Raw genomic sequence first — 23,351 nt, forward strand, 5'->3', positions numbered from 1 at the left:
GTCACCGGTACAATACCGACAACTGGCTGTTTAAAAGGTGTTTTGATCCCTGTCTCGAAATCAGGGGTCAGTCCCATCCCCTATGGACTTTTGTTACGATTTTTGTTAAATAAATTCTCTTAATAATTCTTTAGATTTCTTTCCGCTAAAACCAAAATAATTGCCAATCAGTTTGACGTATTCTGTGTAAGTAACTTTTCTATTTAAAGCAGTTTCCCACCATCTCTGTGGATTATAATAACGACTTCCACTAGAACAATAGGTTAATTGTATTTGGGTATCCTTAAATTCTTTATTAAAGTTTTTTTCTACCCTTTTCATATGATAGTTTGAAGAAACAACGATAGCGGATTGAAAGTGATAGTTCATCATTAGCTTTTTTGTAAATTTAGCATTTTCCGTAGTACTTGTAGCGTGATTTTCTAATATAATTGAATCCTCTGGTATTCCAGAGTCTTTGGCTTGATGATAAAAATTATTCTCTTGACCATTCGAAAGGATCAAATGAGACGCATATCCTTTTTTATATAATTCAATTCCTTTCTCCAGTCGATCATTATCACCACTTAACACAATAATCACGTCAGATTTTACAGGCTTTTCGTTTACCACAAGCTCTTTCCCGGCAAACAGGAAAAAAATCATCCCTAATCCCAGCATGAATATACTGATCTTTACTCTTTTACCTTTAATTTTTTGCATATAGACCCTCTTTTAAAAAGTTCACTTCATATCGTATCATAAAGCTCAATATTCACAAAAATAAAAAGGTAATCTTCAAAAAAATTTGTCCGCTGCAAGTAATCACAGCTTTTATATAAAAGTTAGAAGGTGAAATTTTAACAAATATTCTTTCCAAATATTTTTATAAATAACCTTAAATTTACATTAAATTAATATTTTTACTTATTTGTATTAATATTTATCTTTTCACTTATTTTTCATTTTCCTATGATAAAATCACGATGACACAAGAAACAAACAAAATAATTTATTTATTAACCTAAAAAGCTGACCATTATGGTCAGCTTTTTGAGTTAAAAAAGAATTAACTACATCATAGCTTTCTATATTGATTCAGCCAGTGCATTTTAATCTTTAGTAAGATTCTAAGTTTTTTATTAGACAAATATTTTTCCTTAATGTTAAACTGTTTCCCGAAGGAAAAATAAATTAGGATTCAACTATATAATTTGCTAGCGCATATAGGCATTTCAGTCTGTTCTAAGTTAAAATTTTATTTTTAAAGGGTTTTTTACGCCTAAAAAGTTTCCTTTAGGCAAATTTATAGTATTCGATAAAAAAAATAAGCTGAAGTCAAAAAATATCTTGTTCATTAAATTAGGACTATTAAACGCTTTTAATTATACAGGCTATCCCTTGGTAGACCTTTTATATAAAAAATACAGGTAAAACAGATTGGAAGTTTGGGATAAATCATGAGAAGGAATCTATTTTATTGATGTTTTTCTAATTCTACATATATTAGAGAAACTTATGTTCAGTGATTGGAATAGAAATTTAATAAAGAAAAGGTGTTTTAAAGATGGAACGCAAGAAGTCAGAAAGCTTTAATTATGGTCTTGCTTTTACACTGCTGCTGTTTTTTATCATTAGCTGTATAGCTATTTATAATGCGCAAAAAACAGGACAGTATTCTACAAACTTTGTAATTAAACAAGTCGAATGGTACGCAGTAGGTATTGGGATTATCTTCCTCACCATGAGGCCCGATGAGGAACAATGGGACCAATTCACATGGTTCTTTTATGGGCTAAATATTTTTATCCTTATTTTACTCATCGTTTCTCCCCAAAGTATTGCTCCTGTCAAAAATGGTGCAAAAAGCTGGTTCGTCCTTCCTGGTATTGGATCGATACAGCCGTCGGAATTCACAAAAATCTCTTTAATCTTAGCATTTAGTAAAGTGATACGAAATCACAACGAAAAATTTCGCGTAAGAGATACAAGAAGCGATGTTTTACTCGTTGGAAAGCTAGGAGCTACGTTAGCTGTCCCTATTCTTCTTATTATGCAGCAGCCCGATTTAGGAACGGCACTTGTGATGATCTTTTTATTCTTTGTCATGATATTCGTTTCAGGGGTAAGTTTTAAGCTCATTCTTCCTACCTTTACTTCTATTATAGGAATCGCTTCAGGTATTTTATATATGGTTTTGAACCACCCAAAAATATTGGAACAATATTTGCACGTTCAATCCTATCAGTTTGATCGTATCTATGCGTGGTTTGATCCGGAATCTTATGCAAGCAGCTTGTCTTACAACTATATGCAAGTGTTAAAAGCAATAGGTGCAGGATCCATTTCAGGAAGAGATACATCAAAATTTTCAGTATATGTTCCTGAAAAACATTCAGACTTTATTTTTAGTGCAATTGGAGAAAGTTACGGCTTCGTAGGAACTAGCCTTATCCTTTTCTTATTTATGGTGCTTATTTTCCAAATTATTACCGTCGCATTTCATACGAAAGATCAATTTTCCACATACATTTGTACCGGCGTTATTTCAATTGTTTTCTTTCATGTTTTAGAAAATGTGGGCATGTGTATAGGACTTCTTCCGATAACGGGAATACCACTGCCGTTTATAAGCTACGGGGGAAGTGCGCTAATGAGTACGATGTTTTTGATGGGACTAGTATTAAATATAAGCTTTCGATCAAAAGCTTATATGTTTGATCAGGATGTGAGGTAATACAATGACTAATAAAAAAATGGCTAAAGAGATAAATTCAGACCTAAAGATTCGTATGAAAGTATTGAAATATATGTGTATTTTTTTATTTTCTCTCTTGTATATAGCCGTTATTAGGTGGTTTTTTTAGGAGGAATTTTTTATGTTCAAAAAAATTCTAAAGTGTTACGATTATAAATTTATTGCTGCGTTAATTGTTCTAAGCCTGATCGGTTTAATTATGGTTTATAGTGCCAGCATGGTAACAGCAATTAGTCGTTATGGCGTATCTGGGGATTATTTTTATAAAAAACAAAAGCTTGCTCTTATAGCGGGCTTTATCCTTTTCACATTAGCAGCTATCGTACCATATAAAATTTATCAAGAAAAAGCAGTATTAAAATTTTTATTAGGTGTCGCTATTTCACTCCTTATTTTAGTTTTAGCTTTTGGACATACAGCAGGTAATGCACAAAGTTGGTTTAAAACAGGGCCTATTGCTATTCAGCCGTTAGAAATAACAAAATTAACGCTCATTATCTATTTAGCCGCTGTTTTTGCAAACAAACAAGAGTATATCAATGATTTAAAAAGGTCAATTCTTCCACCTATGGTGGTTGTGCTTTTTATTTGTTTCTTAATTATCTTGCAGCCTGACTATGGCGGAGCCTTGCTTATTTTAGGAACAGTTGCAGCTATTGTGTTATGTTCAGGCATTTCAAAAAAATCCATTTTAAAAATTAGTTTATTAGGTGTAATTGGCACACTCATTATGTTGGCCGTGTTATTAGTAACCGGAAACATGGACCTTTTGTTTTCTCCGGGGCGTTTAGCTCGTTTCACTGGATTCTTACATCCTTTTGAAAATCAACAAGGCGATGGATATCAGCTTGTTAATTCCTATGTAGCTATAGGAAACGGAGGAATATTAGGTATGGGGTTGGGCCGAGGCATTCAAAAAACGGGCTACTTGCCTGAATCACATACGGATTTTATTATGGTCATTATTGCAGAAGAGCTAGGATTTTGGGGTGTATTCCTTGTATTAGGGCTACTGTTTTTTATTATTTTTAAAGGATTAAAAACAGCTATTAAGTGTCGTGATCCTTTTGGAGCACTGTTAGCTATCGGTATTTCCGTTATGATGGCTGTTCAAGTATTTGTAAACCTTGGAGCTGTCACGGGTCTTCTTCCTATTACCGGTGTCACTCTTCCTTTTATAAGCTTTGGAGGTTCTTCGCTTACATTGTTAATGCTTGCTGCAGGCATACTTACCAATGTTTCGATGTTCACCACATACACTCAAACATATAAAAGCCAGTCAATGGAACAAGCTTATATAAGGAATGTTTAACGTTTGAATGGCTAACTCGTGGCTATAGTAAAAAGTCCTGACTATATATCAGGACTTTTTACTTTTTTTACATAAATAATAATCAAGCTGTTGCTTAGTTTCAATTGCTGTGTTCTTTACTAGTAATCTATTAGAGGATAGATTTACTTCCTAAATAACGAGGTGCCCAGTAAGAATTGCTTAACGATGCAATAGTTACACCAGTTGAACTTCCAGCATGAATAAACTGCCCGTTTCCAATATAAATTCCAGCATGTGAAGGACCTCCAGTAGTATCGAAGAATACGATATCTCCAATATTCGGAGTAGATGTACTTTTTCCTGACTGATACAAGGTAGCTACTGTTCGCGGTACAGTTACTCCACCTCCATTTTTAAATACGTAATAAATGAAACCACTGCAATCAAAACCGTTAGGAGAGGTTCCTCCCCAAACATATGGCACCCCTATGAATTTTTTAGAATAAGCAACAATATCACTAGCTGTCGCTTGAGTTGAACTATTAACAGTTGAAGAACCAGTGGTGCTAGTAGATGCATTATTTAAGGCATTTAAAGTAGCCGGACCTACTATTCCATCCACAGCTAAGCCATGATCCCGTTGGAAATTCATAACGGCAGTTTGAGTAATTGGACCAAAATACCCTGTTGGTGTGGCGTTAAAGTAACCTTTTTCCTTTAACAGCTGTTGTACTTTTTCAACTTCATTACTGGTCATTCCATATTTCAGAAGTGTACCGCTTGTAACCGCACTTGTTGAATTAGCTATTAACGCTTGATATGTATTAGATCCCACAATTCCATCAGCGGTTAAACTATGAGAACGCTGAAAGCTTAGAACTGAATCTTTTGTAATTGAACCAAAATAGCCAGTCGAAGTAGCTGAAAATATGCCCTTCTGTCTTAAAACATCCTGTAATTCTTTTACGTCTGGATCTGTCATCCCTTCTTTTAATAGCTTGTCTCCTAAAGCTGCATGGCTTATTGTTGGTAAAACAATCAATGATGAGCATAAAGCTAATGAAGAAATTATCTTTTTCACTAAGTATATCCCCCGATGTTATATTTTTCTTGTTCTTGACTATAAAATTTTAGCAGGGAGAAAGAGAAAAGAAACAACCTATTTATGAATTTTTTGTGACATTTTCAAAAATCACTTGATTTATTAGGAGGTAATTATTTGTTTTGTCATATAAAGTATAAATATACTTATAATGGTTAAATCTTTTGTTCTTTAACCCCGCTTTTCTTTTTGCTTATATATCGCTAAACCTTTCATGAAATAAAGTACCTTTCTATGACTATGAATATAAAAGAAATGTAACCGTAAAGAAATAGGAGGAATAATGTGAGCAAATTAGTGTTTTTGAAGCGCCGATTTAAATACTTACTTATTAAACTATTACGATTAAAAGATCATTCACATAAAGTTGCGCTAGGTTTTAGTCTAGGTTCTGTTGTGAACTTTGTTCCTACCTTTGGGTTTGGTCTTATAATATCCGTAGGTTTAGCTAAATTATGTAAAGGAAACAGCATAGCAGGCCTTATTGGTGGGACGTTTTTTATGTGGGCCTTTCCGTTGATGTTTTACTTGAATACAGTAGTGGGAGGATATATATTTCCAATCGGCCTTAATCAAACTTTGCTTCAGAATGCAGATGAAGATTTGGATAATCGACTAGAACTAGGAGCGAAAGTAGGAAAGAGTTTTTTAACAGGAATGGTTCTTAATAGCTTCTTATTTGGAAGTATACTTTATATTGTTAGTTACTATATTATAAATCAGTACAGAGGCTTCCTCTTACACTACATCTATAAGAAATGGACAGTAAAAAAACACAATAAAAAAACGGATAATTAGCTCAATTTCCACATTTATCTTTAATTGTAAAGCGATATAGCTGAACATTTTTTAAAAAGGCATAGAGATAAATTAGCCCATAATTGATAACCATAGGTATCAATTATGGGCTAAGGTACGATCTTTGTTTCTGTTTTAAGATAAATATGAAGGAAATAAAGGACTGCTCTCATTCCTTTGTTGAAGATAATACAGTTTGTTTCACCCATTTTTTTCGATTTCTTTGATCAATTATCCATTGATATAAACTTTGTATACCTAGTATCAGAGAAATTATGACACCGCTCGCTGCCAGGATTAATGCAAAATATTCTACAGGATTGTATGCAAGTATATTTCTCCATTTGATTCTTCCAATAAAATCATTTACTACAAGCCCCATTCCAAGCATTTGACCTACTACGGAATAAAGAGTCAAAATCAGTAATAACAGGCTGTCTTTTTTCGCATTAACGTTTTCCTGGTATCTAAATAAACTCTCTAGAGATTGTTTAGCTTCCTTTTAATAATTTAAAAACAGTAAAACAGCTCCACATAAAAATAAGTAGCCATACTACGATAATAATTGAACCCGCAACCCAATTTTTAGGTCGTTCATTTTGAATGAGCTCTTCTGCTTTTATTGTGTAGTCCTCTATAACACTTGTAGGTAGCATTTTCAAAGCAAGCATAATTCCTAAAGGAACAATGATTATATCGTCAATATAGCCTAAAACCGGTATAAAATCAGGAATTAAATCGATTGGACTGAAGGCATATGCAACAACACAAGCAGTAAATAATTTGATATACCAAGATACTCGTTCATCTTTATAAGCTAAATATAAGATAAATAGCTGCTTTTTTAACTTTTTAGCCCACAGCTTTAATTGATTAAGCATGTTTCCTATTCTCCTTTGCTATATATCTGAACGGTTTGATGTAATATAAAATTACTTTTATTCTTTTTGATACCTACATATTTCTCTTATTAATAAATTTAGAACTATAAAAATAACTGATTAATGCAATCATCTTGATTTACAGCTAGTTTGGGAATAGCTTGAATAGGAGCCCAATAGTATGAAAAGATTAATCCTGCATCTTCGCCTTTAGAATTAACCTTATATTCCCACCGTTCCGCGGTTTTTCCTTTAATTTCCAAATGAAAAACATGTCATTCATGATACTGGCTTTTACCTTCATGATGATAAACATATGTTTTCAATTTTGTTACCGATAAAAACTCCATTAATCCAGATTCTTCTTTGACCTCCCTATATAAAGCTTCTTCAATTGTTTCCCCCTGTTCTACAGTACCTGCTGGAACTTGAATTCCTGCTTCTGGATAATCTTTGTGTTTGTAAACTAATAACTCTGTATGATGACCATTAAACCTAGTTATGTAAGCCATAAATTTTGTTATCATCGTTTTACCCTGCATATTCGCTTCCTCCTATATATAGATACTAACCGTACAGATTTTTTCATCAGCAAACAAACTTCTTTAACTCCCAAGCATAAATCAGGCATATTTTATTACATCTATTTTAATTGCAAAAATAATTAGTCTCAGTGTTGTCATAATAAGCTGCTTTTACGGAAGGTTAACTGGTATGGGAATTGGAATGGTTAGTTTTGCTATTCTGATAGGATCTATAATCATGATATCAGTAAATGAAATAATAGGAAAAGGCAAGAATCAAATTGATTCTTGCCTTTTTATCTTTATTTTCTTTCAAGAGAAGGTTCCGATACATTTTCGTATTGTGTAATTTTACAGATACGATTTTCATGACGGCCCCCAACAAATGGGGTTGTTAACCAAGTCTTCACAATTTCGCGGGCTAAACCTGGCCCAATTAATCGTTCCCCCATGGCTAAAATGTTCGTATCGTTGTGTTCACGCGTCATTTTAGCTGAAAAAACGTCATGAACAAGTGCGCAACGAATTCCTTTTACTTTGTTAGCGGCAATACTCATGCCAATTCCCGTACCGCAGATTAAAATTCCAAAATCCGCTTCTTCATTTGCTACTCGTTGGGCAACTGGAATCGCATAGTCCGGATAATCGACTGAACTGCTGCATTCACAGCCTAGATCTTCATATATTATGGACATTTCATCTAATAGATTTATAATCTCTTTACGAATGTTTATCCCACCATGATCTGAAGCAATTATAACTTTCATAAGATTACTCTCCTTGTTCAGCTATAGTCTTAATTAAAATTCTAATGATTTTGGGAGTCTCTTTTTACCGATACATTATTTCCTAGAACAATCTTCAGAGCACTTCCCGTACCATGTTTTAACCCCTTCAGAGTTGTCTACATTCTCAATAACTTTCCCACATACTTGACAAACGATAGTTCCCTGTTTAAAACAAATCATTTTTGAAGGGAACAGATGAATTCATCTGTTGTTTTCTCTAAGATTTTTAGGCAAAAAATAAGTACTGCTCCTATTTTAGAAGCAGTACTTATTTTTTATTGATTGATTAGTAAATTGTGTATATAAACAAAAGCTTTATCAAAAAACAACTATGCTTTTGCACTAGAATTATTGCTGCTTATTACATCTTGGCTACTAGATTTAATGCTTCTAGCTACTAGTATACCTACTATCCCCGATATCCCTAAAATAATGAAGATGTAGTTATAACTTGTAACAAGAGCAATAAGCGTGGACGAAATAATACTTCCAAAATAACGAAACGTTGAATAAATGCCAGAGGCTGTACCAGACTGTTCTTTGCTTACGGAGTCCAACGAGGCAACCTGCATGCTTGTTAAACCTATTCCGGTCGAAAAACCTCCAATAATTAAAGCCACTATAAGAAAAAGAATAGATCCAATGTTCTCTAGAGATAGAAAAAGAATATTAGAGACAATAATCATAGCAAAAGAAAAACCAATCACTTTTTTAGAACTAAACTTATTGTTTAATAATCCACCTATCCAGCCGCTTAAAGACATTGAAATCGAAAAAACTGATAAAACAAGCCCTGTTTGCGCTGTAGATAAATGAAATTGAGACTTCATTAACAGAGGCATAATTAATAAAATCACATACATAACAAAGTTGCTAAGCATAATAGATAAATTAGCGCTTGTAAAGGTGGAATTTTTAAATAAAGAAAAATCGATAATCGGGTTTTCTGCCGTATTTTCTCTTTTGATAAACAAGATTGTAGATAAAATAAATAGTATTCCCATTATTAAAGCCTTGGTAAATTCCATACCGTGTGTCAATAAGATCAATAAAGAAATGCTAATTGCTAAATAAATGGAACCTTGAATATCTAAAGTACTTGTTTGCTTTTTAACATTAAATTTAGGAATCATAACTATTCCGCTGATTAAAGCTAAGAAAAGAAAAGGAACGTTGACCCAGAATATAGCTTCCAAATTGAAGTTTTCAAGCAGGACAGACCCTAATAAAGGTCCAATTGCAGCACCCAAACCCATCCCCATTCCAAATATACCCAGAACTTTAGGAAGCCGTTCTTTTGGCACCACATATCTAATGATTGCTATAGTGTTTGGAGTAAGTAAAGCTCCTCCTACTGCCTGCAGTGAGCGAAAGATAATAAGAGAAATGAGATTAGTTGAAAATATACAGCCTAAAGATGCTATCAGAAAGAACACCACGCCCCATAAATAGATATTTCTGTTTCCATATAGATCTCCTAGCTTTCCAGCGATAGGCTGAGTGACAGCCATTACAATTAAATAAATAGTTACTACCCAAGAAATACTTGCAAGTGGTTCATTAAAATGAGCCGATATGGTTGATAGAGCAACGGCAATCATTGTCGAATTTATTGGTACAAGAAATGTCCCAATTAGTAATGAAATAATCAAGATAAGCTCTTTATGTTTACCCAAACATTATTGCCTCCTTTTAATGGAGAGAAATTCCTTTTATAAACGTTTTTATACTGTTTTTTATCATATCTTGATAATCTGCATGTAAGGCTTTGTCTCCAAAATTTAGTTTATACATAAAATATCCCCAATACGTACTTAGGAAAATCTCCGCTTGTGTACAGCAATCTAATTCTTTGATATATCCTTTCCTTTGCATTTCTTCAAAGTATTCTTTTAGTATTTCTTTCGTATCATTAATTTTTTTCAAAATTTCTTCGTGCGCCTGTGAGAAAATTAAAGGATCTTTTAAAGCAATTGAAATCATGTCTCGGTTATTATCAAAGTCTTTTAGTAACAGGTAACCGAAATTCGTCAAATCTTTTTCAAGCTCCCATTCAATTGATTTATCAAAAATTTCAAGCGAAAAGCTTGTTGTTTTGACAATAGCTTGAATAATGCCTTCTTTATTGCCAAAGTGGCGAAAAACAGTTAATTCATTAACGCCAGCTTGTTCTGCAATTTCTCTAGTGGTAGTACCTTTGTAGCCTTTTTCTTTAAGCAGTTCTATTGTAGCTTTTGTTATCTTCTTTTTTGTTTCATCTTTTTTCATGTTAATCATCCTTTATGCTTCCTGAATGTAAGTATTTACTTTCCATTAGGCAGTATATAAAGGAAAAAGAGCTGTTGTCAAATGGAAGCGAAGAGAACTATTTATTCATTTAGAAGCGTGACAATTCCATTCGTACCATCGACCATGACCATATCGCCATCTTTTAGCTTATCCGTACTTATTTTCGTACCAACCACTGCAGGAATTTCATATTCACGTGCAATTATTGCCGAATGAGAAAGAATACCTCCAGCGTCAGTAATAACAGCCCCCGCAGTTTGAAATAAAGTAGTCCAAAGTGGGGTAGTGGTCTTACATACCAAAACATCACCTTTTTCCAGCTTGGAAAATTCCTTCGTATTTGAAATGACCTTTACTTTTCCGGTATATGTTCCCGAGGAAGAGGCTAACCCTTTAATAGAATGTTCGCTGTTAGCGTCATTTTCTTCAATAGCTCCCATATATTTCTCAGCTTCTTTTAGGTGAGCTGGCTCAGGTACTCCAAAGTATCTAGGCAAATTAGACATTTGTTCATGTTCTGCGTGTTCTTTTTTACGTTTCTCAACTAATTCTGTCACGTCTACTGGATTTTCTAAAAGAGACTTTACCTCATCAAGATATAAGAAGAAAATATCTTCTTTCATTAGAAAAACATGATGATGTACTAGTAAATCACCTAGCTTGAGTAGAAATAAACGAGCTTTTGCATCCAACATTGCATCGATATAAAAATGATGGTCATCTCTTATAACAGATGCATCTAATGCCCACTGATAATATTTTTTAAACTCTTCTTTGTGTGTGCTATCCGCTATCTGTTCCAGAAATTCATTATAGTTCTGTTCACGTTTTTTGACCGTCTGTTTGAAATTCTCATCAAAGTTGTAACCGTCATTAACATACCCTTGAATAATCAATAACGCGTGAAGAGGATTCTCTAGCCAAGTTTCCCCTACAAAATCGTGACTTACGACGCTTCGATATCCATACTGTTTTAGAAAAGTATCTACTTCAGCCATAAAGCTTTTTGCTGCTTTATTTTCCTCTAATTTCTTTAATAAAGTTTCTGTACATTCTTCTTCAAAGATCTTAGTAAGTTCCGCATCGTCTTTAACTGTTAAAGCAAGTCTAGAAAGCTGTTGATCCGTTTCCAACGATTTGTTCATTTTCCCGGTCAATAGCTCATAAACATCATGTCCGGATTTTTTATTTGTAAGGTTTTTATAGTATTCTTCAACCTTAGTATTTAAAGACATTTGAGGCATAACAATGTCAAAATGCAAGTCATATGCCGTTTTATAAAAATCAGTCAAACTTTGAAGAATCTCTTTTCCTCTCTGAAGATTGAGCTTTCCCTCGGTAAAGCTATCTAACTTGTTATAGTAAGGCAGGAATTGTTCTTTAATCATTTGATTCATTCGTTTTGTTAGGATTGGATAAATACTTTCCATCAATTCTTTATTTGCTTGGAATCTTTTATTAGAATCTCCTTTAAAAGGCTCCGTTTTTGTATAGATATGACCTTTATAAAGTTTTAAATTAAGTCTATTAAACATAAACTTTAACTTTTTAAAACTAGCAGCTGTTCCTTCAGAAAATGCCGGAATAATAAATGAAGCGTACAAAGGACTAACAGCATGAGAAAAACTTGTGTCATTTAAAATCCAAAACTCTTCCATATCCTCGAAACTTAAAGATATATCTTTTTGGAAAGGAGTTAATTCTTTGGCCTCTGTTAATGTGGTAATCGCTCTTGCCTGTAATAGATATACTTGATTGTCTTGAATACCAAACTCTATGTCTACGGGATGTTGGTAAAGAGCTTCTACTTCTTTTGTTATTTCGCCCAATTCAATGATTTTCTCGTCTATTAAACAAAACTTTTGCTGCTCATCTTCCGTTGTTTCGATTTCTTCAACGCCTTCATCAAGTGGAATTATTTTTACTTCCTTTAGCCCTTTTTCTTTCTCTATCTCAAAGGTTTGTTTATTAATCAGGTAAACATCAGGTGTTACTAAGCCTGATACGATTGCTTCTCCTAGTCCATAGCTGGCATTAATCATCATTTCTTTTGTATTATGAGTAACGGGGTTTTGGCTGAATATGACTCCCGATACTTCGGACTCAATTAACCCTTGAACAACAACTGCCATTGAAATTTCATCAAAATCAGCATACATATTTTGAGTATATTGTTCGACTCTTTCAGTAAAAAATGAAGCCCAGCACGCTTTCACTTTACTTAAAAAATCCTCAGGGCTTTTCACATTAAGATAGGTTTCATACTGGCCAGCAAAAGATGCACCTTCTAAATCTTCAGCACTGGATGATGACCGAACGGCTACTGACGTATAAGAGTTTTTTAGATTTCCAAATGCCTCTATAAGATCCGATTCAATTTCAATAGGAATTTCCCCTTGCAAAATTCTCTCGTGTATATTATCCGTGTGACGATCAATCCCATTCCATTCGATATATCGCTTTAAAGCTTCTGTTTGAATAACAAAGCCATCTGGAATCGGTAAATTTTCTTTTTTCATTTTTATAAGGTTTAAAGCTTTTGCTCCAACTTTTTCGTTCGCCTCGTCCACCTTTTGAAAACTTAAACTATACATTAAAAATATTCATCCTCCTACAAACTAGTTTTAAAATGTAAGTAACTACTTACTTTATATTTATTTTAATTCTTTTAAATTTTTATGGTCAATAAAAAGTGGTAAAACATTTAAAAAATGCATATTTAGTTGTGCTTTCTTTTCATTTCGCTTAAATAATATTCCTCTTTTTTATTCCATTTTTTAACTTTTTTCAGTCTTTTTTATTATAAAGTCTAAATAGTTAACCAATTAAAAGGTCAATAAAAGAAATGTAAAAAACCCCATCTAAATTAAGATGGAGGTTTTCCTTTTTTTATAGTTGGGTTAACCATTATCTCTGAGTGCTTACAAGCTTCCACTGGCTGAGTGTCAATTTTATCTTATATCCTCTAATATATAACTGAGCGCTATCAGATTTACGAATCATATGCGAAGTCATAATCAAAAATCTCCTTTCTCATATCTCATAGAATTATTTTTAATATAAAACTATTTTGGAAATCTTAACCTAAGCATAGCTCAGTATTGTAAAACATTTATTAATGACAAGAAAAGATTATGTAAACATTGGAGAGTTGTAGGGGAACCACTCATTAGTTATGTTTCAACTTCAATAGATTGAGATTTCTATATGTATGAATTCATTGACGAAGCAGAAACTGAAGTGAAGATTCAAAATCAAGTGGATGCCAATACTGTAAGGTAAATCAAAAGGATAGGCCTTTAAAGACCTATCCTTTTACATAGCATATAAAAAATTTATTCTCTTAATAAAATTGAGACATTAACCATCTATAACGGTTACGTACAAAGATCAGTCTATTAGATTGACAAGCTACTATTTATGTTAGATACAATCCTTTTTAACTCCTTCAAATCATCTATTACCACATCAGCCTGCGCAAGCTCAGCTTCTTGAGCAAAATCAAAATTACACCCCACTGCAATTAAACCATTATCTCTTGCAGCATTTATATCAGATAGGCGGTCTCCTACTACTGCAGCATGTTTGATATCATATTTCTTTATAATTGTTTTGACTAACTCTCCTTTATCGAGGGTTTGGATTTGTTGAATACTAAATGTCTCTGTCACCCAATTATTCAAATCGTAATGGTCTACAATTGCTTCTAAATATTCTTTTAAACCGTTACTTGCTATGTAAATGGAACAATTATTTTCTTTTAAATAGCTAAAGACCTCTTTTACATTAGGGTATAAAGCACCTTTCCCTTTTCTTATATTCTCCACTAAGCTCTTTAAAAAATAGTCATCTGTATATTTTCTTATTTCATCTGATTGATTAGGTAATAAAGCTTCCCATACTTTTGGTAAAGGTACACCCATAATCTCACGATACTTATCAATAGGAGTACTAGCGTCCCATTGATTGATTGTGCGCAAATGGTTAAAGGTATCATCAAGTGATAATTCTAAAACCTTATCTGTTTGAAACAGCGTTCCGTCCATATCAAAAATCAGTGATTGCAACATTAAGTATCTCCCTCTTTCAACAGTACTGAATACGTATCTATATATATAATACCATAAAAAGGAAAAATAAAATTCGTTAAAAACAGTAATCGCTGTTCTCTGCACAAAAATAGCACCTACTTATTTATAGGTGCTATTTCGCTTAAATCTTACTAGATATTCATATATAAATTGTCTTCTCCTAGAATAACTAGTTTTTTCACTTGTAATATACTACTTCCACATGGAAACGAAAAAGTACGGTAAGATAGTTAGTAGATTACTACATCGCCCTTTACTTGAAGACCAACCGTGTCACCTTTTTTCACCTTAGGCTTGCCAAGAACACGAATGGATGCAAAACTATTTGTGCCTTGGTCAAGGTGCATTTGAATCAACGAATCGTGACCGAAGTAAGTTGTTTTGGCTACCTGTGCCTTAATTCCGGTTTCAACGGCACCGATGGTAAATTGCTCTGGACGAATCATAACGGTTACTTTATCTTTATCTGGCGAATTCCCTTGATAGGAAAGAGTTCCAAGTGGACAATCCACATACTCACCCTTTACATATCCCTCTAGAAGGACGGTTTCTCCAACAAATGTCGCCACGTTTAAGTCTTTTGGATTTGTATAAATATCATCAGGTTCCGCAATTTGAATAAGTTCTCCATCTCTCATTACCGCAATTATCTCTGCCATAGAGAATGCTTCTTCTTGGTCATGAGTTACCATAATAGACGTTGCGTTTGATTTTTCTAATGCATATTTGATATCTTCTCTCAGTTTCGCTCTTAAGCCTGTGTCTAATGCACTAAACGGTTCGTCCAATAATATTAGCGCTGGATCTGGTGCCAGTGCACGGGCAAGGGCGATACGCTGTTGCTGTCCTCCTGACAACTCATGTGGCATTCTTTTTTCAAAGCCCTCCATCCCAACAAGCTCCAGCATTTCTAGCACCCGGTCAGTACGCTTGGAGTTCCGAGGCAAACCAAATGCGATATTCTGTGCTACGGTTAAATGCGGAAATAACGCTCCTTCTTGTGGAACATATCCAATTCGGCGTTTTTCAGATGATAAATACTTTTTTTCGCCAAACACTTCTTTTCCGGAAATTTCAATTGAGCCTGAATTAGGAGTTTCAAAGCCTGCTATACTTCGTAATAATGTTGTCTTTCCGCATCCAGATGGGCCAAGAATAGCAAGCATTTTACCTTTGGGTAAATCAAATGCCACGTTTTCTAAAACATTTACACCGTCAAAGCTTTTTGAAAGATTTTTAATCGATAATGCCAATGCCGTCATAATTTTTCTCTCCTTTTACTAGAAAACGATCGCATGGTTAATACATATACAGGCAGGCTTGAAATCAAAATTAGCAGCGCTGCGTAAGGTGCTGCAGCTGCAAATTCTGAGTTTGTTGTATGCTGCCAAACTTTTATTGCTAACGTATCAACGCCTGTTGGTCTTAACAATAAAGTTGCGGTCAGCTCATTCATAATTTTAAGAAAGACAAGTGCCATACCTGCGCCAATTCCAGGAATGATTAAAGGTAACGTTACAGTAAAAAACACTGTAATCGGACGCTTGCCCAATGTTCGTGCCACTTCTTCGATACGCTCTGGTGCCTGTTCATAAGATGCACGGATGGATGATTGCGCGAGTGGTACATAAAGTAAGACATAACCAACCACCAGCAAAATGGATGTTTGATAAATTGAATTCATGTATCTTACGGCAAAAAAGACTAATGTTAGTCCAATAACAAGACCTGGTAAGCTATGAACAATATATGGCACACGTTCTGCCATAACAGATAAAGTTCCTCGATGACGAAGTGATAACATGACAAGTGGTAACGCAATCAATGCAGTTGCAATGGCTCCACCGAGTCCATAGGATAGAGTCGTAAATAAATTACTTAGCAGCTCTGCAAGTGGAAAGCTTGCAGAAGAACCATGTATCAGCCAGTAGACAAGCCTTCCAAGCGGGATACCAACGGCAATAACCGTAAGAGCTATAAAACCTATAAGCACAAACGGTGCCGAAGCCCCTAGTGGTATTTGTTCTTGCCTGCGGGAAACTCCGCTTCCTACCGGAGTATATTTTGCTTTGCCTCGAATATATAGTTCAAGCCCAATAAATAGTAAACATAAAAACAAAAGAACAGTCGTTAACATTGCCGCGGAGGCGCCGTTAAATGTCATTGTATATTGATCAAAAATAGCTGTCGTAAACGTATCAAAACGCAATAGCGATAACGCTCCAAATTCGGCCAGTGTATGCAGAGCAATTAGTAGAGCACCACCAAATAGCGCAGGACGCATTTGAGGGAATGTTACGCGCCAAAATGTTTTCCATGGTCCATAACCTAATGAGTGAGCGACTTCTTCTAATGAAGGGTTCATTCCACGTAATGCCGCTGCTACCGGCAGATGAACAAGAGGATAACTATATAATGTTAGTACTAAAAAAGCTCCAAAGAACCCTTCAAAAACTGGACTCAACGACACCCAGCTATAGCTTGAGACAAACGCTGGAACGGCAAATGGAAGAGTTATAAGGACATTCCACATGCGTTTTCCCCACAAGTTTGTTCTTTCAATAAACCAGGCCGTCGCTACCCCAATAACCATCGACGTAAATGTGACTGTAATATCTAGTAACAGCGTATTTTTTAAAAGGTCATATACGCGCTCACGAAAGATAAGATGTATGGCAGTTTCCCACCCTGCTTCATGTGCACGAATGACAATATACAGTAAAGGCAGACATGCAATAAAAATAAATAAAAAAACAGGTAAAAGGAGCAACAGCGAAGTTCTCTTTCGCTGCGGCTCCTTTCCCTTAAATATCCCGGTTAACTTCATTACAGCAATCCAACTTCTTGAAGAAGCTCTAGTGCCTGTTCACCATCAGAGTACTTGCCTAAGTCCAGAGTATCTTTAGGTGGATTTAATTCTGAAAAAGGCTTCATCCCTTTTGTTTTTGCTTTTGAATTCAATGGATATTGTGAACTAGCTTCCGTTAACGCCTGCTGCCCTTCTACATCTGTAGCGAATTCCATGAATTTTTGTGCTTCTTCTTTATTGTCACTAGCTTTTACAATTGCCGCTCCTGATAATGAAATCATATCACCGATGTCTCCATTACCAAAGTAGTAAAGCTTGGAGTTCATGTTGTCTGCTCCTTTTTCCTTCGCTTCATTATCCCAATAGTAATTGTTAATTAAAGCGACGCCTACTTGACCTTTTTCAACTGCATCTAAAGCCATTTTATTGTTTTTATACTGTTTTCCATATTTCTGTAATCCTTCTAGCCAATTCTTTGTTTTATCTTTTCCATATAGTTTAATCATGGCAGAAATTTGATTTGTAAACGCACCGCTTGTTGGAACAAACGCAACTTTTTTATTCCATTCAGGTTTCGCGAAATCAAATACTGATTTTGGAAGTTGTTTTTCTTTTACAACATCTGGGTTGTAAGCAACAACACGAGAACGTGCAAGCAACCCAACCCACTTACCGTCTGGATCTTCGTATTGCTTGTCCACATGCTCAAGTGCTTTTGAATCCGTCTTTTCCAACAGTCCTTGTTCACTAAGCATAACAAGTGGTGCTGTTTCTTCTGTGAAAATAATGTCGGCAGGAGATTTACTGCCTTCTTCTGCAACTTGATGTGCTAACTCGTTACTAGAACCTTCGCGAACATCTACTTTAATGCCCGTTTCTTTAGTGAAATCTTTTGCTAGGGCATCCGTCACTTCTTTATGTTGTCCACTATAAACAGTTAACGTTTGTGCCTCTTTTTTATCGCTTGAACTTTGACTATTGTCATTTCCGCACGCTGCCAACGCACCAATCAACATAACGGATGCTGTCGTACAAGCTAATTTTTTCGCATATGTATTTACTTTCATCTGTAAATCCTCCTAGTACCCTTGTATGGCTATTATTGCTATTAGTGCTGTGATTTCTTGTATCTATATTAGAATGAATTTGATAGTGATAATTATTATCATCTATAAGTATAAGGAAGAAAAAGGGTGGCGTCAATGGTTTATTGAAATGAATTCTCAATTAAAGATAGAAGAAAGAGCTTCTACCTTGACAAAAAAATCCTTTCATTTACCTGTTTTATTCTTAAATATTCTTAGCATAGCAAGTATTCTAGGACCCAAAAGTAAATAAAAATCCTCTTTTGAAAGAGGATTTTTATTTACCGGCTCTTTTTAACTTTAAATACTTTCCTTGAAATAATAAATGAAAAAGTCGCTGCTATAATAGAACTTAAAAATGGATAATTAAAAGAAAAAATACTGACCGTTGAGCTACTCAAATGCTGTGAAGTCTCAGGTACATATGTAAGTGTAAGAAATAGCCCAGAAACAATTTGAAAAGCAAACAGTAACACTATAAAACTACCAATAAACACTGCATAATTTTTCAAAATGACTCCTCCAGTACTCTTAATTTATAAACCTCACATTATTTTAAAAATAGGGACACAACGATAAAGCCTATAATCAGTACAGTAATAAGTATACCTAGCCCCTTCCATCCTAAGCTGCCTGCTAAACCAGATAGGTTTCCAGCTTCATTTCTGTTAAATGCATCGTTCATATTCCCTGTGGGGTTTCTCTTTACCTCTTCGTGTTTTAATCTCTCTCTTCTTCTTTCAGGTGTTTCTTTATCTTCGCTCATCGTCACACCACCATTTCCGAAATATTATAACATATTATGGTTAAAATATAAATTAATGGTTTTTGTTAGATCCCTTTTCTTACACTAAACTGTACACATTTCTTTTTTTAATAAGTATGGAACACTGCTTTGTAATGAAGAAGTATACAGAGCTAGTTAATATAATTACTATTACAAACACCTACACCAAAGAGATCCTCTTTATTGAAGGGGATCTCTTTAATAACCTTATACTAGATACACATTCTTCAAGTTTTTTTGTGTAAGCTTATTTATGTAAAACATCTTCTTTTGTGATTACTTTTTCATAAATTAATGGTTTAGTTCCTGCTTCTGGCAAAAGATAAATAAAGACAGTAAACGTAAGTTGGAGGGTTGAAACTACAGCCAAAAATAGAAAAAGACGTTCCCTGTCCTTAAACCATATTACTAAACATAAAACTAGAGGTATTAACGACAAAAATAAAAAAAGAAAAAAGCTATATGAATAAGGAACACCATAATGATAAGAAATATCTAAAAAGAAAAATACTATATAGAGAAGTATAAAAGCTGACGGTACTACTTTAGTAAACGTACTCAATAGGAAAAAACCCTTTCTGATTATTTGTTTTAGATTTATAGCTCAAACATACTCAATTTACATAAATAAGTACATATTAAAAGCTGCAGCAAAAATGATTATTACTCATCTTAATTATTTATTTTTTGAACCAAAATGCCTCCAACTTTATCCTTGTCATCTAAAGAAAACTCAATATTGAGTTTATGATTTTTATCAAAATACCCTATTATTGTTGCTCCGGTACCTTCTCTTTCGTGATAATTTTCTCCATACGCCCTAATAACATCTTTTTTGCTGTCACCAGTATGTATTCCCTTTTCCGTACTATACTTGCTGCTAATAAAGTCATACCTGCTGACTTTATTATCTACTATTTCAAATTCAACATCATACTTTTCTGTACTTTTTCCATAAATGTAGGTAGTATACGGAGGCTGCTCAGTAACCTCTATAAATTTTGGTTTCTTCATCAAACAACTTGCTACGTCATATTTAGAACTTCCTATTGATACTGACTTAACGTTTTCTAATTCAAGATTTGTGGTTTTGGTGCTTGAATAGTATTTTTCTTTAGGTGTAGAAGATGGATCGCAGCTTGCTAATAATAGTAAAATGAGTGGGAAAACAAACAAAAAATAGCTCTTAATGCGCACTGTTGGACTCCTTTATATCGTTTGTTTTTACTCTGACTCTCAGCATTTTCTAATCTATTAACTATTTTTCTTTTGCATATACAAGTCAATCGAATAGAAAATACTAGCTGCAAAGTAATACATGGCAAGTATAGCTAACGTCTCATAGACAGATTCCGCAGCGCTATTTTTCACAAAAGAAAAAACAGTACGCACTACAAAGAAAACGATAGGATAGACTATAAATAGAGAATTAAATTTACGATTCATAACAACATAATGTTCCTTTATTTGGATATTTATGATTATTATAACATATAATTTTCTTTTTTATTTCTTTACTACATATTCTTTAGGTTTTCATTTACATAATTATCAAAGGTACAACATCAAAAGAAATTCTTATTAGTAGGTCTTCTTTTGATTATCCTTTGTTTTCGATTTCTTATCTAAGATGAATTTTAAATGGCTACTAAAGATGAATAAACTGCAGATGACCATCAACCAGCGCGTAACCCCTTGATGTATAGGATCAAAAAGGTTTAATAAAACGATTCCTAATCCTGATAACATAGCTAGATAACGAAAAATCAAGCCCAATCCCCCATTCCAGAAATGAAGAGGATCTCCCCTTCATACTTAAGTTAAAGCTTCTTACCACACCATGGGCAAAATGAAATTCCAATGATGGATGAACCACCATCCTGGATAATTAAACCATATTCCTTATTTGTTTTATCAAATAAGATAAGATTATCTGGACAATTAAACGGATCACTGTGAATATCACACGTAAAGTTCGCATGATAATTCATATAATCGCAGCAATGCTTTTTCATTCGTTTTCTCCTTAACTATATGGTCACTATTACTTTTCTCGGTAAACTGAACAGTGTTCATCGGAAATACGATAATTTTCCTTACCGGTTGGGGCCGCTACCTCAACTAATTTATGTCCTAGCCGGTCCCATACCGCTACTGTATGCAAAGATACCCATTTCAGATCTCCTCTAGCAAGACGAAAAGAATAGTACCAGTTTTCAGTCCTTACTAATAAACTTCTATAAAAAAGTTCCTTTTTCTTTAAATTTTTGATTTCTAGAATAAAATTTAACATATTTTCTTCCTTAGGCACTTGAATAATTCGCGCTATAAATGTTCCATTAGGATTTTTTTTCGTTTTATAAACTTTTTCCCTTTCTATTTCTAACTCTGGCCGCCCCCTCATATTCCTTCCCCCTGTGTATTAACAAATAATCTCAGTGCTAAGTAGAAATCTATAATTGGTTGAGTAATTCTTCTAACTTTTCTTCAATATCAGCTTCTAAATGATTTTTTGACAAATCATACAAAGTGCCTGTCCCTTTAAAATACCCACTAAAGTAATACCACAACTGGATGTAATGAACGTATGCATCTTCTTCATCTGTAAACCCTTCAAAGTTTATTGCCACTTGGGAACGATATTCTTTTTCTAAACACTGCTCCGAACTTAGATTTGGCAGTTGGTCGCCATCAATATCCCGACACACCCATATTTTTAAGTTCTGCTTATCCTCACGTTCAAATTTATTTCTATATTTGTGCTGAAGACTTTTGCAGTATGCCTCTCCTACTTCTTCCAACTTCACTATATCTCTTTTTAAATTCTCATTTATTTCACTCTCAGGGACTAAAATATATTTGTCATCTGTTTCCTGATCCTGTTTATCCATAAATAGCTTTTTTAATTTATCAAACAAGCTTTTCCCACCTATCTAAAAAAATAATACAAGCATGTTAAATTCGACTAAAGAAACCTCATTTCCTTCTCTGAGCTCTAGTTGTCATAACTAATAGGATATCAGCTACTTCCTTACAAGTAGATTCTTTTACTGGAGTGCTGATTTTCTGACATACTTGTAATTCAATATTTTTTACAGCGAACACATGTGTTAAAGTGTAAAGTAGTGAAGCGAAAGGAGTAAAAACAACATGGCTCAACGAATCGTCAATATGTTTTTATCTGTCTTAGCTGCTTATGGAACGTTGATTTTAACCAAAAACATGAGCATTGCAGATAATATCTTTGTGACACAGATTGTTCGTCTGATCATTTGTGTTGTGGCTGTTATCATTGTGACAGGAATTACTACATATATTTTCAGAAACAAACCTTCTAACAAATAAAAGGGCTGCTATTTAGATAGCTGCCCTTTTTATTTTCCTTAATTCCTATTTTATTTCACCCTAAAGAAAATAGGGGTGTCTCAAACAATCATGAGACATCCCTATTAAGGTCATACATACTTTTACGCGTTTAAAGCACGCACAAATTCTTTTGCGAGACTGATTGTAGACTGTGGATTTTGCCCGGTTAAAAGTTTTCCGTCTACTTCAATATGATCGCTCCAATTATCTTTTGCAATAAACTCAGCGCCTAGCTCACGAAGCTTTGTTTCAAGAAGAAACGGCATGTATTTATCTAACGTTGTATCTTTCTCTTCTGAATCAGTAAACGCTGTAATACGTTTACCCTTTACAATCGGCTCACCGTTTTTAAGCTTTCCGCCTACAAGAGCTGCCGGTCCATGGCATACTGCTGCAATCAGCTTGTCGTCTTCAGCAAATTCTGTTAACAAACGGTGTAAGTGCGTATCATCTGGAAAGTCAAACATTGTTCCGTGCCCTCCAGGTACAAACATGCCTGCAAAGTCTTGTGAACTTACTTCAGCTAATGATTTTGTATTCTCTAAAAGTTTTCCTGCTTTTTTGTCTTCGTCCGTCACATCATCTGTTAAGCTGTTAGGATCCACAGGTGATTTTCCGCCTTTTGGACTTGCTACGACTACTTCGTATCCTTCTTTCTTAAATGCTAAATATGCTTCAGAGAATTCTGTAAGCCAAATGCCAGCAAGTTCTCCGTTTTCCATTGTATGTCCATTTGTAACAACCATTAAAATTTTTGAATTTCCTGTCATGATTTACTCATTCCTTTTTCATTTATTATTTATTATTTACATACATGTACC

General features: G+C 34.3%; 25 protein-coding genes and 1 pseudogene. 4 read left to right on the forward strand and 22 right to left on the reverse strand.

What is annotated here, in order from left to right:
• Positions 1 to 105: 105 nt before the first annotated feature.
• The gene (locus ACFX4G_RS22190) at positions 106 to 702 is read right to left on the reverse strand and encodes a YdcF family protein (RefSeq protein WP_377577015.1); all 597 of its coding nucleotides are present in this window, start codon (positions 700 to 702) and stop codon (positions 106 to 108) included.
• Between the two features lie 844 nt (positions 703 to 1,546).
• Between ACFX4G_RS22190 and ACFX4G_RS22195 the strand changes: the two genes are divergently transcribed.
• Positions 1,547 to 2,716, forward strand: coding sequence for an FtsW/RodA/SpoVE family cell cycle protein (locus ACFX4G_RS22195; RefSeq protein WP_377577018.1), 1,170 nt, complete (start codon positions 1,547 to 1,549; stop codon positions 2,714 to 2,716).
• 142 nt (positions 2,717 to 2,858) lie between these two features.
• The gene (locus tag ACFX4G_RS22200; protein ID WP_377577021.1) at positions 2,859 to 4,049 is read left to right on the forward strand and encodes an FtsW/RodA/SpoVE family cell cycle protein; all 1,191 of its coding nucleotides are present in this window, start codon (positions 2,859 to 2,861) and stop codon (positions 4,047 to 4,049) included.
• A 130-nt stretch (positions 4,050 to 4,179) separates the two neighbouring features.
• On the opposite strand, the gene ACFX4G_RS22205 is transcribed toward ACFX4G_RS22200, so the two are convergent.
• Positions 4,180 to 5,091: a C40 family peptidase gene (locus ACFX4G_RS22205; RefSeq protein WP_377577024.1), complete on the reverse strand. Its 912-nt coding sequence runs from the start codon at positions 5,089 to 5,091 to the stop codon at positions 4,180 to 4,182.
• Positions 5,092 to 5,397: 306 nt separating this feature from the next.
• On the opposite strand from ACFX4G_RS22205, the gene ACFX4G_RS22210 reads away from it, so the two are divergent.
• Complete coding sequence (locus ACFX4G_RS22210; protein WP_377577027.1) at positions 5,398 to 5,910, forward strand: DUF2062 domain-containing protein; 513 nt, start codon at positions 5,398 to 5,400, stop codon at positions 5,908 to 5,910.
• A gap of 169 nt (positions 5,911 to 6,079) precedes the next feature.
• On the opposite strand, the pseudogene ACFX4G_RS22215 reads toward ACFX4G_RS22210, so the two are convergent.
• From ACFX4G_RS22215 to ACFX4G_RS22305, 19 genes and pseudogenes are all read right to left on the reverse strand, one after another.
• A pseudogene (locus ACFX4G_RS22215) lies at positions 6,080 to 6,406 on the reverse strand (hypothetical protein); the annotation flags it as partial.
• Complete coding sequence (locus ACFX4G_RS22220) at positions 6,402 to 6,791, reverse strand: YkvA family protein (protein ID WP_377577030.1); 390 nt, start codon at positions 6,789 to 6,791, stop codon at positions 6,402 to 6,404. The gene ACFX4G_RS22220 and the pseudogene ACFX4G_RS22215, both read right to left, overlap by 5 nt.
• Before the next feature lie 275 nt (positions 6,792 to 7,066).
• Positions 7,067 to 7,333 carry an NUDIX domain-containing protein gene (locus tag ACFX4G_RS22225; protein WP_377577033.1) on the reverse strand — a complete coding sequence of 89 codons (267 nt, stop codon included), beginning with the start codon at positions 7,331 to 7,333 and terminating at the stop codon, positions 7,067 to 7,069.
• Between the two features lie 284 nt (positions 7,334 to 7,617).
• Complete coding sequence (gene rpiB, locus ACFX4G_RS22230; RefSeq protein ID WP_097823819.1) at positions 7,618 to 8,082, reverse strand: ribose 5-phosphate isomerase B; 465 nt, start codon at positions 8,080 to 8,082, stop codon at positions 7,618 to 7,620.
• Between the two features lie 75 nt (positions 8,083 to 8,157).
• Entirely contained in the window at positions 8,158 to 8,283 is a 126-nt protein-coding gene (locus ACFX4G_RS22235; RefSeq protein WP_141425874.1) for a GapA-binding peptide SR1P, read from the reverse strand.
• A 149-nt stretch (positions 8,284 to 8,432) separates the two neighbouring features.
• Entirely contained in the window at positions 8,433 to 9,779 is a 1,347-nt protein-coding gene (locus ACFX4G_RS22240) for an MFS transporter (RefSeq protein ID WP_377577038.1), read from the reverse strand.
• Positions 9,780 to 9,795: 16 nt separating this feature from the next.
• Positions 9,796 to 10,380: a TetR/AcrR family transcriptional regulator gene (locus ACFX4G_RS22245; RefSeq protein WP_043980698.1), complete on the reverse strand. Its 585-nt coding sequence runs from the start codon at positions 10,378 to 10,380 to the stop codon at positions 9,796 to 9,798.
• A 92-nt stretch (positions 10,381 to 10,472) separates the two neighbouring features.
• On the reverse strand, positions 10,473 to 12,986 hold the full coding sequence (locus tag ACFX4G_RS22250; RefSeq protein WP_377577041.1) for a PEP/pyruvate-binding domain-containing protein: 2,514 nt from the start codon (positions 12,984 to 12,986) through the stop codon (positions 10,473 to 10,475).
• Positions 12,987 to 13,790: 804 nt separating this feature from the next.
• Positions 13,791 to 14,462 (reverse strand): HAD family hydrolase, encoded by a 672-nt coding sequence (locus ACFX4G_RS22255; protein WP_377577044.1) that lies wholly within the window; start codon positions 14,460 to 14,462, stop codon positions 13,791 to 13,793.
• Positions 14,463 to 14,713: 251 nt separating this feature from the next.
• Positions 14,714 to 15,745 carry an ABC transporter ATP-binding protein gene (locus tag ACFX4G_RS22260; RefSeq protein WP_377577047.1) on the reverse strand — a complete coding sequence of 344 codons (1,032 nt, stop codon included), beginning with the start codon at positions 15,743 to 15,745 and terminating at the stop codon, positions 14,714 to 14,716.
• A complete protein-coding gene (locus ACFX4G_RS22265) occupies positions 15,742 to 17,310 on the reverse strand; it encodes an ABC transporter permease (protein WP_377577050.1) in 1,569 nt (522 codons plus the stop codon). The genes ACFX4G_RS22260 and ACFX4G_RS22265 overlap by 4 nt, the downstream gene beginning before the upstream one ends.
• Positions 17,310 to 18,359, reverse strand: a complete 1,050-nt coding sequence (locus ACFX4G_RS22270) for an extracellular solute-binding protein (RefSeq protein WP_028409957.1) — start codon at positions 18,357 to 18,359, stop codon at positions 17,310 to 17,312. The genes ACFX4G_RS22265 and ACFX4G_RS22270 overlap by 1 nt, the downstream gene beginning before the upstream one ends.
• Positions 18,360 to 18,658: 299 nt before the next feature.
• Positions 18,659 to 18,889: a hypothetical protein gene (locus tag ACFX4G_RS22275; RefSeq protein WP_377577054.1), complete on the reverse strand. Its 231-nt coding sequence runs from the start codon at positions 18,887 to 18,889 to the stop codon at positions 18,659 to 18,661.
• Between the two features lie 38 nt (positions 18,890 to 18,927).
• The gene (locus tag ACFX4G_RS22280) at positions 18,928 to 19,143 is read right to left on the reverse strand and encodes a DUF6366 family protein (RefSeq protein ID WP_097823823.1); all 216 of its coding nucleotides are present in this window, start codon (positions 19,141 to 19,143) and stop codon (positions 18,928 to 18,930) included.
• Between the two features lie 693 nt (positions 19,144 to 19,836).
• The gene (locus ACFX4G_RS22285) at positions 19,837 to 20,361 is read right to left on the reverse strand and encodes a hypothetical protein (protein WP_377577057.1); all 525 of its coding nucleotides are present in this window, start codon (positions 20,359 to 20,361) and stop codon (positions 19,837 to 19,839) included.
• Between the two features lie 384 nt (positions 20,362 to 20,745).
• Positions 20,746 to 20,934, reverse strand: a complete 189-nt coding sequence (locus ACFX4G_RS22290; protein WP_377577060.1) for a hypothetical protein — start codon at positions 20,932 to 20,934, stop codon at positions 20,746 to 20,748.
• 50 nt (positions 20,935 to 20,984) lie between these two features.
• On the reverse strand, positions 20,985 to 21,179 hold the full coding sequence (locus ACFX4G_RS22295; RefSeq protein ID WP_097823826.1) for a DUF6980 family protein: 195 nt from the start codon (positions 21,177 to 21,179) through the stop codon (positions 20,985 to 20,987).
• Positions 21,180 to 21,208: 29 nt separating this feature from the next.
• On the reverse strand, positions 21,209 to 21,568 hold the full coding sequence (locus ACFX4G_RS22300; protein WP_377577063.1) for a hypothetical protein: 360 nt from the start codon (positions 21,566 to 21,568) through the stop codon (positions 21,209 to 21,211).
• A gap of 49 nt (positions 21,569 to 21,617) precedes the next feature.
• Positions 21,618 to 22,082 carry a hypothetical protein gene (locus tag ACFX4G_RS22305; protein ID WP_280559374.1) on the reverse strand — a complete coding sequence of 155 codons (465 nt, stop codon included), beginning with the start codon at positions 22,080 to 22,082 and terminating at the stop codon, positions 21,618 to 21,620.
• A gap of 232 nt (positions 22,083 to 22,314) precedes the next feature.
• On the opposite strand from ACFX4G_RS22305, the gene ACFX4G_RS22310 reads away from it, so the two are divergent.
• Positions 22,315 to 22,509: a hypothetical protein gene (locus ACFX4G_RS22310; RefSeq protein WP_025749210.1), complete on the forward strand. Its 195-nt coding sequence runs from the start codon at positions 22,315 to 22,317 to the stop codon at positions 22,507 to 22,509.
• Positions 22,510 to 22,631: 122 nt separating this feature from the next.
• Here the strand turns inward: ACFX4G_RS22310 and ACFX4G_RS22315 are convergent, their stop codons facing one another.
• Positions 22,632 to 23,300: a type 1 glutamine amidotransferase domain-containing protein gene (locus ACFX4G_RS22315; RefSeq protein ID WP_097823828.1), complete on the reverse strand. Its 669-nt coding sequence runs from the start codon at positions 23,298 to 23,300 to the stop codon at positions 22,632 to 22,634.
• Positions 23,301 to 23,351 lie beyond the last annotated feature (51 nt).

This window comes from Priestia sp. YIM B13486 (assembly GCF_042787865.1).
In the GTDB taxonomy this organism is placed as follows: domain Bacteria; phylum Bacillota; class Bacilli; order Bacillales; family Bacillaceae_H; genus Priestia; species Priestia megaterium.

Bases quoted from the DNA above. Each gene is read 5' to 3' on its own strand.
- ACFX4G_RS22190 (WP_377577015.1), bottom strand. From the start codon at position 702: ATGCAAAAAATTAAAGGTAAAAGAGTAAAGATCAGTATATTCATGCTG.
- ACFX4G_RS22195 (WP_377577018.1), top strand. From the start codon at position 1,547: ATGGAACGCAAGAAGTCAGAAAGCTTTAATTATGGTCTTGCTTTTACA.
- ACFX4G_RS22200 (WP_377577021.1), top strand. From the start codon at position 2,859: ATGTTCAAAAAAATTCTAAAGTGTTACGATTATAAATTTATTGCTGCG.
- ACFX4G_RS22220 (WP_377577030.1), bottom strand. From the start codon at position 6,791: ATGCTTAATCAATTAAAGCTGTGGGCTAAAAAGTTAAAAAAGCAGCTA.
- ACFX4G_RS22225 (WP_377577033.1), bottom strand. From the start codon at position 7,333: ATGCAGGGTAAAACGATGATAACAAAATTTATGGCTTACATAACTAGG.
- rpiB (WP_097823819.1), bottom strand. From the start codon at position 8,082: ATGAAAGTTATAATTGCTTCAGATCATGGTGGGATAAACATTCGTAAA.
- ACFX4G_RS22235 (WP_141425874.1), bottom strand. From the start codon at position 8,283: ATGATTTGTTTTAAACAGGGAACTATCGTTTGTCAAGTATGTGGGAAA.
- ACFX4G_RS22245 (WP_043980698.1), bottom strand. From the start codon at position 10,380: ATGATTAACATGAAAAAAGATGAAACAAAAAAGAAGATAACAAAAGCT.
- ACFX4G_RS22250 (WP_377577041.1), bottom strand. From the start codon at position 12,986: ATGTATAGTTTAAGTTTTCAAAAGGTGGACGAGGCGAACGAAAAAGTT.
- ACFX4G_RS22255 (WP_377577044.1), bottom strand. From the start codon at position 14,462: ATGTTGCAATCACTGATTTTTGATATGGACGGAACGCTGTTTCAAACA.
- ACFX4G_RS22260 (WP_377577047.1), bottom strand. From the start codon at position 15,745: ATGACGGCATTGGCATTATCGATTAAAAATCTTTCAAAAAGCTTTGAC.
- ACFX4G_RS22265 (WP_377577050.1), bottom strand. From the start codon at position 17,310: ATGAAGTTAACCGGGATATTTAAGGGAAAGGAGCCGCAGCGAAAGAGA.
- ACFX4G_RS22270 (WP_028409957.1), bottom strand. From the start codon at position 18,359: ATGAAAGTAAATACATATGCGAAAAAATTAGCTTGTACGACAGCATCC.
- ACFX4G_RS22280 (WP_097823823.1), bottom strand. From the start codon at position 19,143: ATGAGCGAAGATAAAGAAACACCTGAAAGAAGAAGAGAGAGATTAAAA.
- ACFX4G_RS22295 (WP_097823826.1), bottom strand. From the start codon at position 21,179: ATGAAAAAGCATTGCTGCGATTATATGAATTATCATGCGAACTTTACG.
- ACFX4G_RS22300 (WP_377577063.1), bottom strand. From the start codon at position 21,568: ATGAGGGGGCGGCCAGAGTTAGAAATAGAAAGGGAAAAAGTTTATAAA.
- ACFX4G_RS22310 (WP_025749210.1), top strand. From the start codon at position 22,315: ATGGCTCAACGAATCGTCAATATGTTTTTATCTGTCTTAGCTGCTTAT.
- ACFX4G_RS22315 (WP_097823828.1), bottom strand. From the start codon at position 23,300: ATGACAGGAAATTCAAAAATTTTAATGGTTGTTACAAATGGACATACA.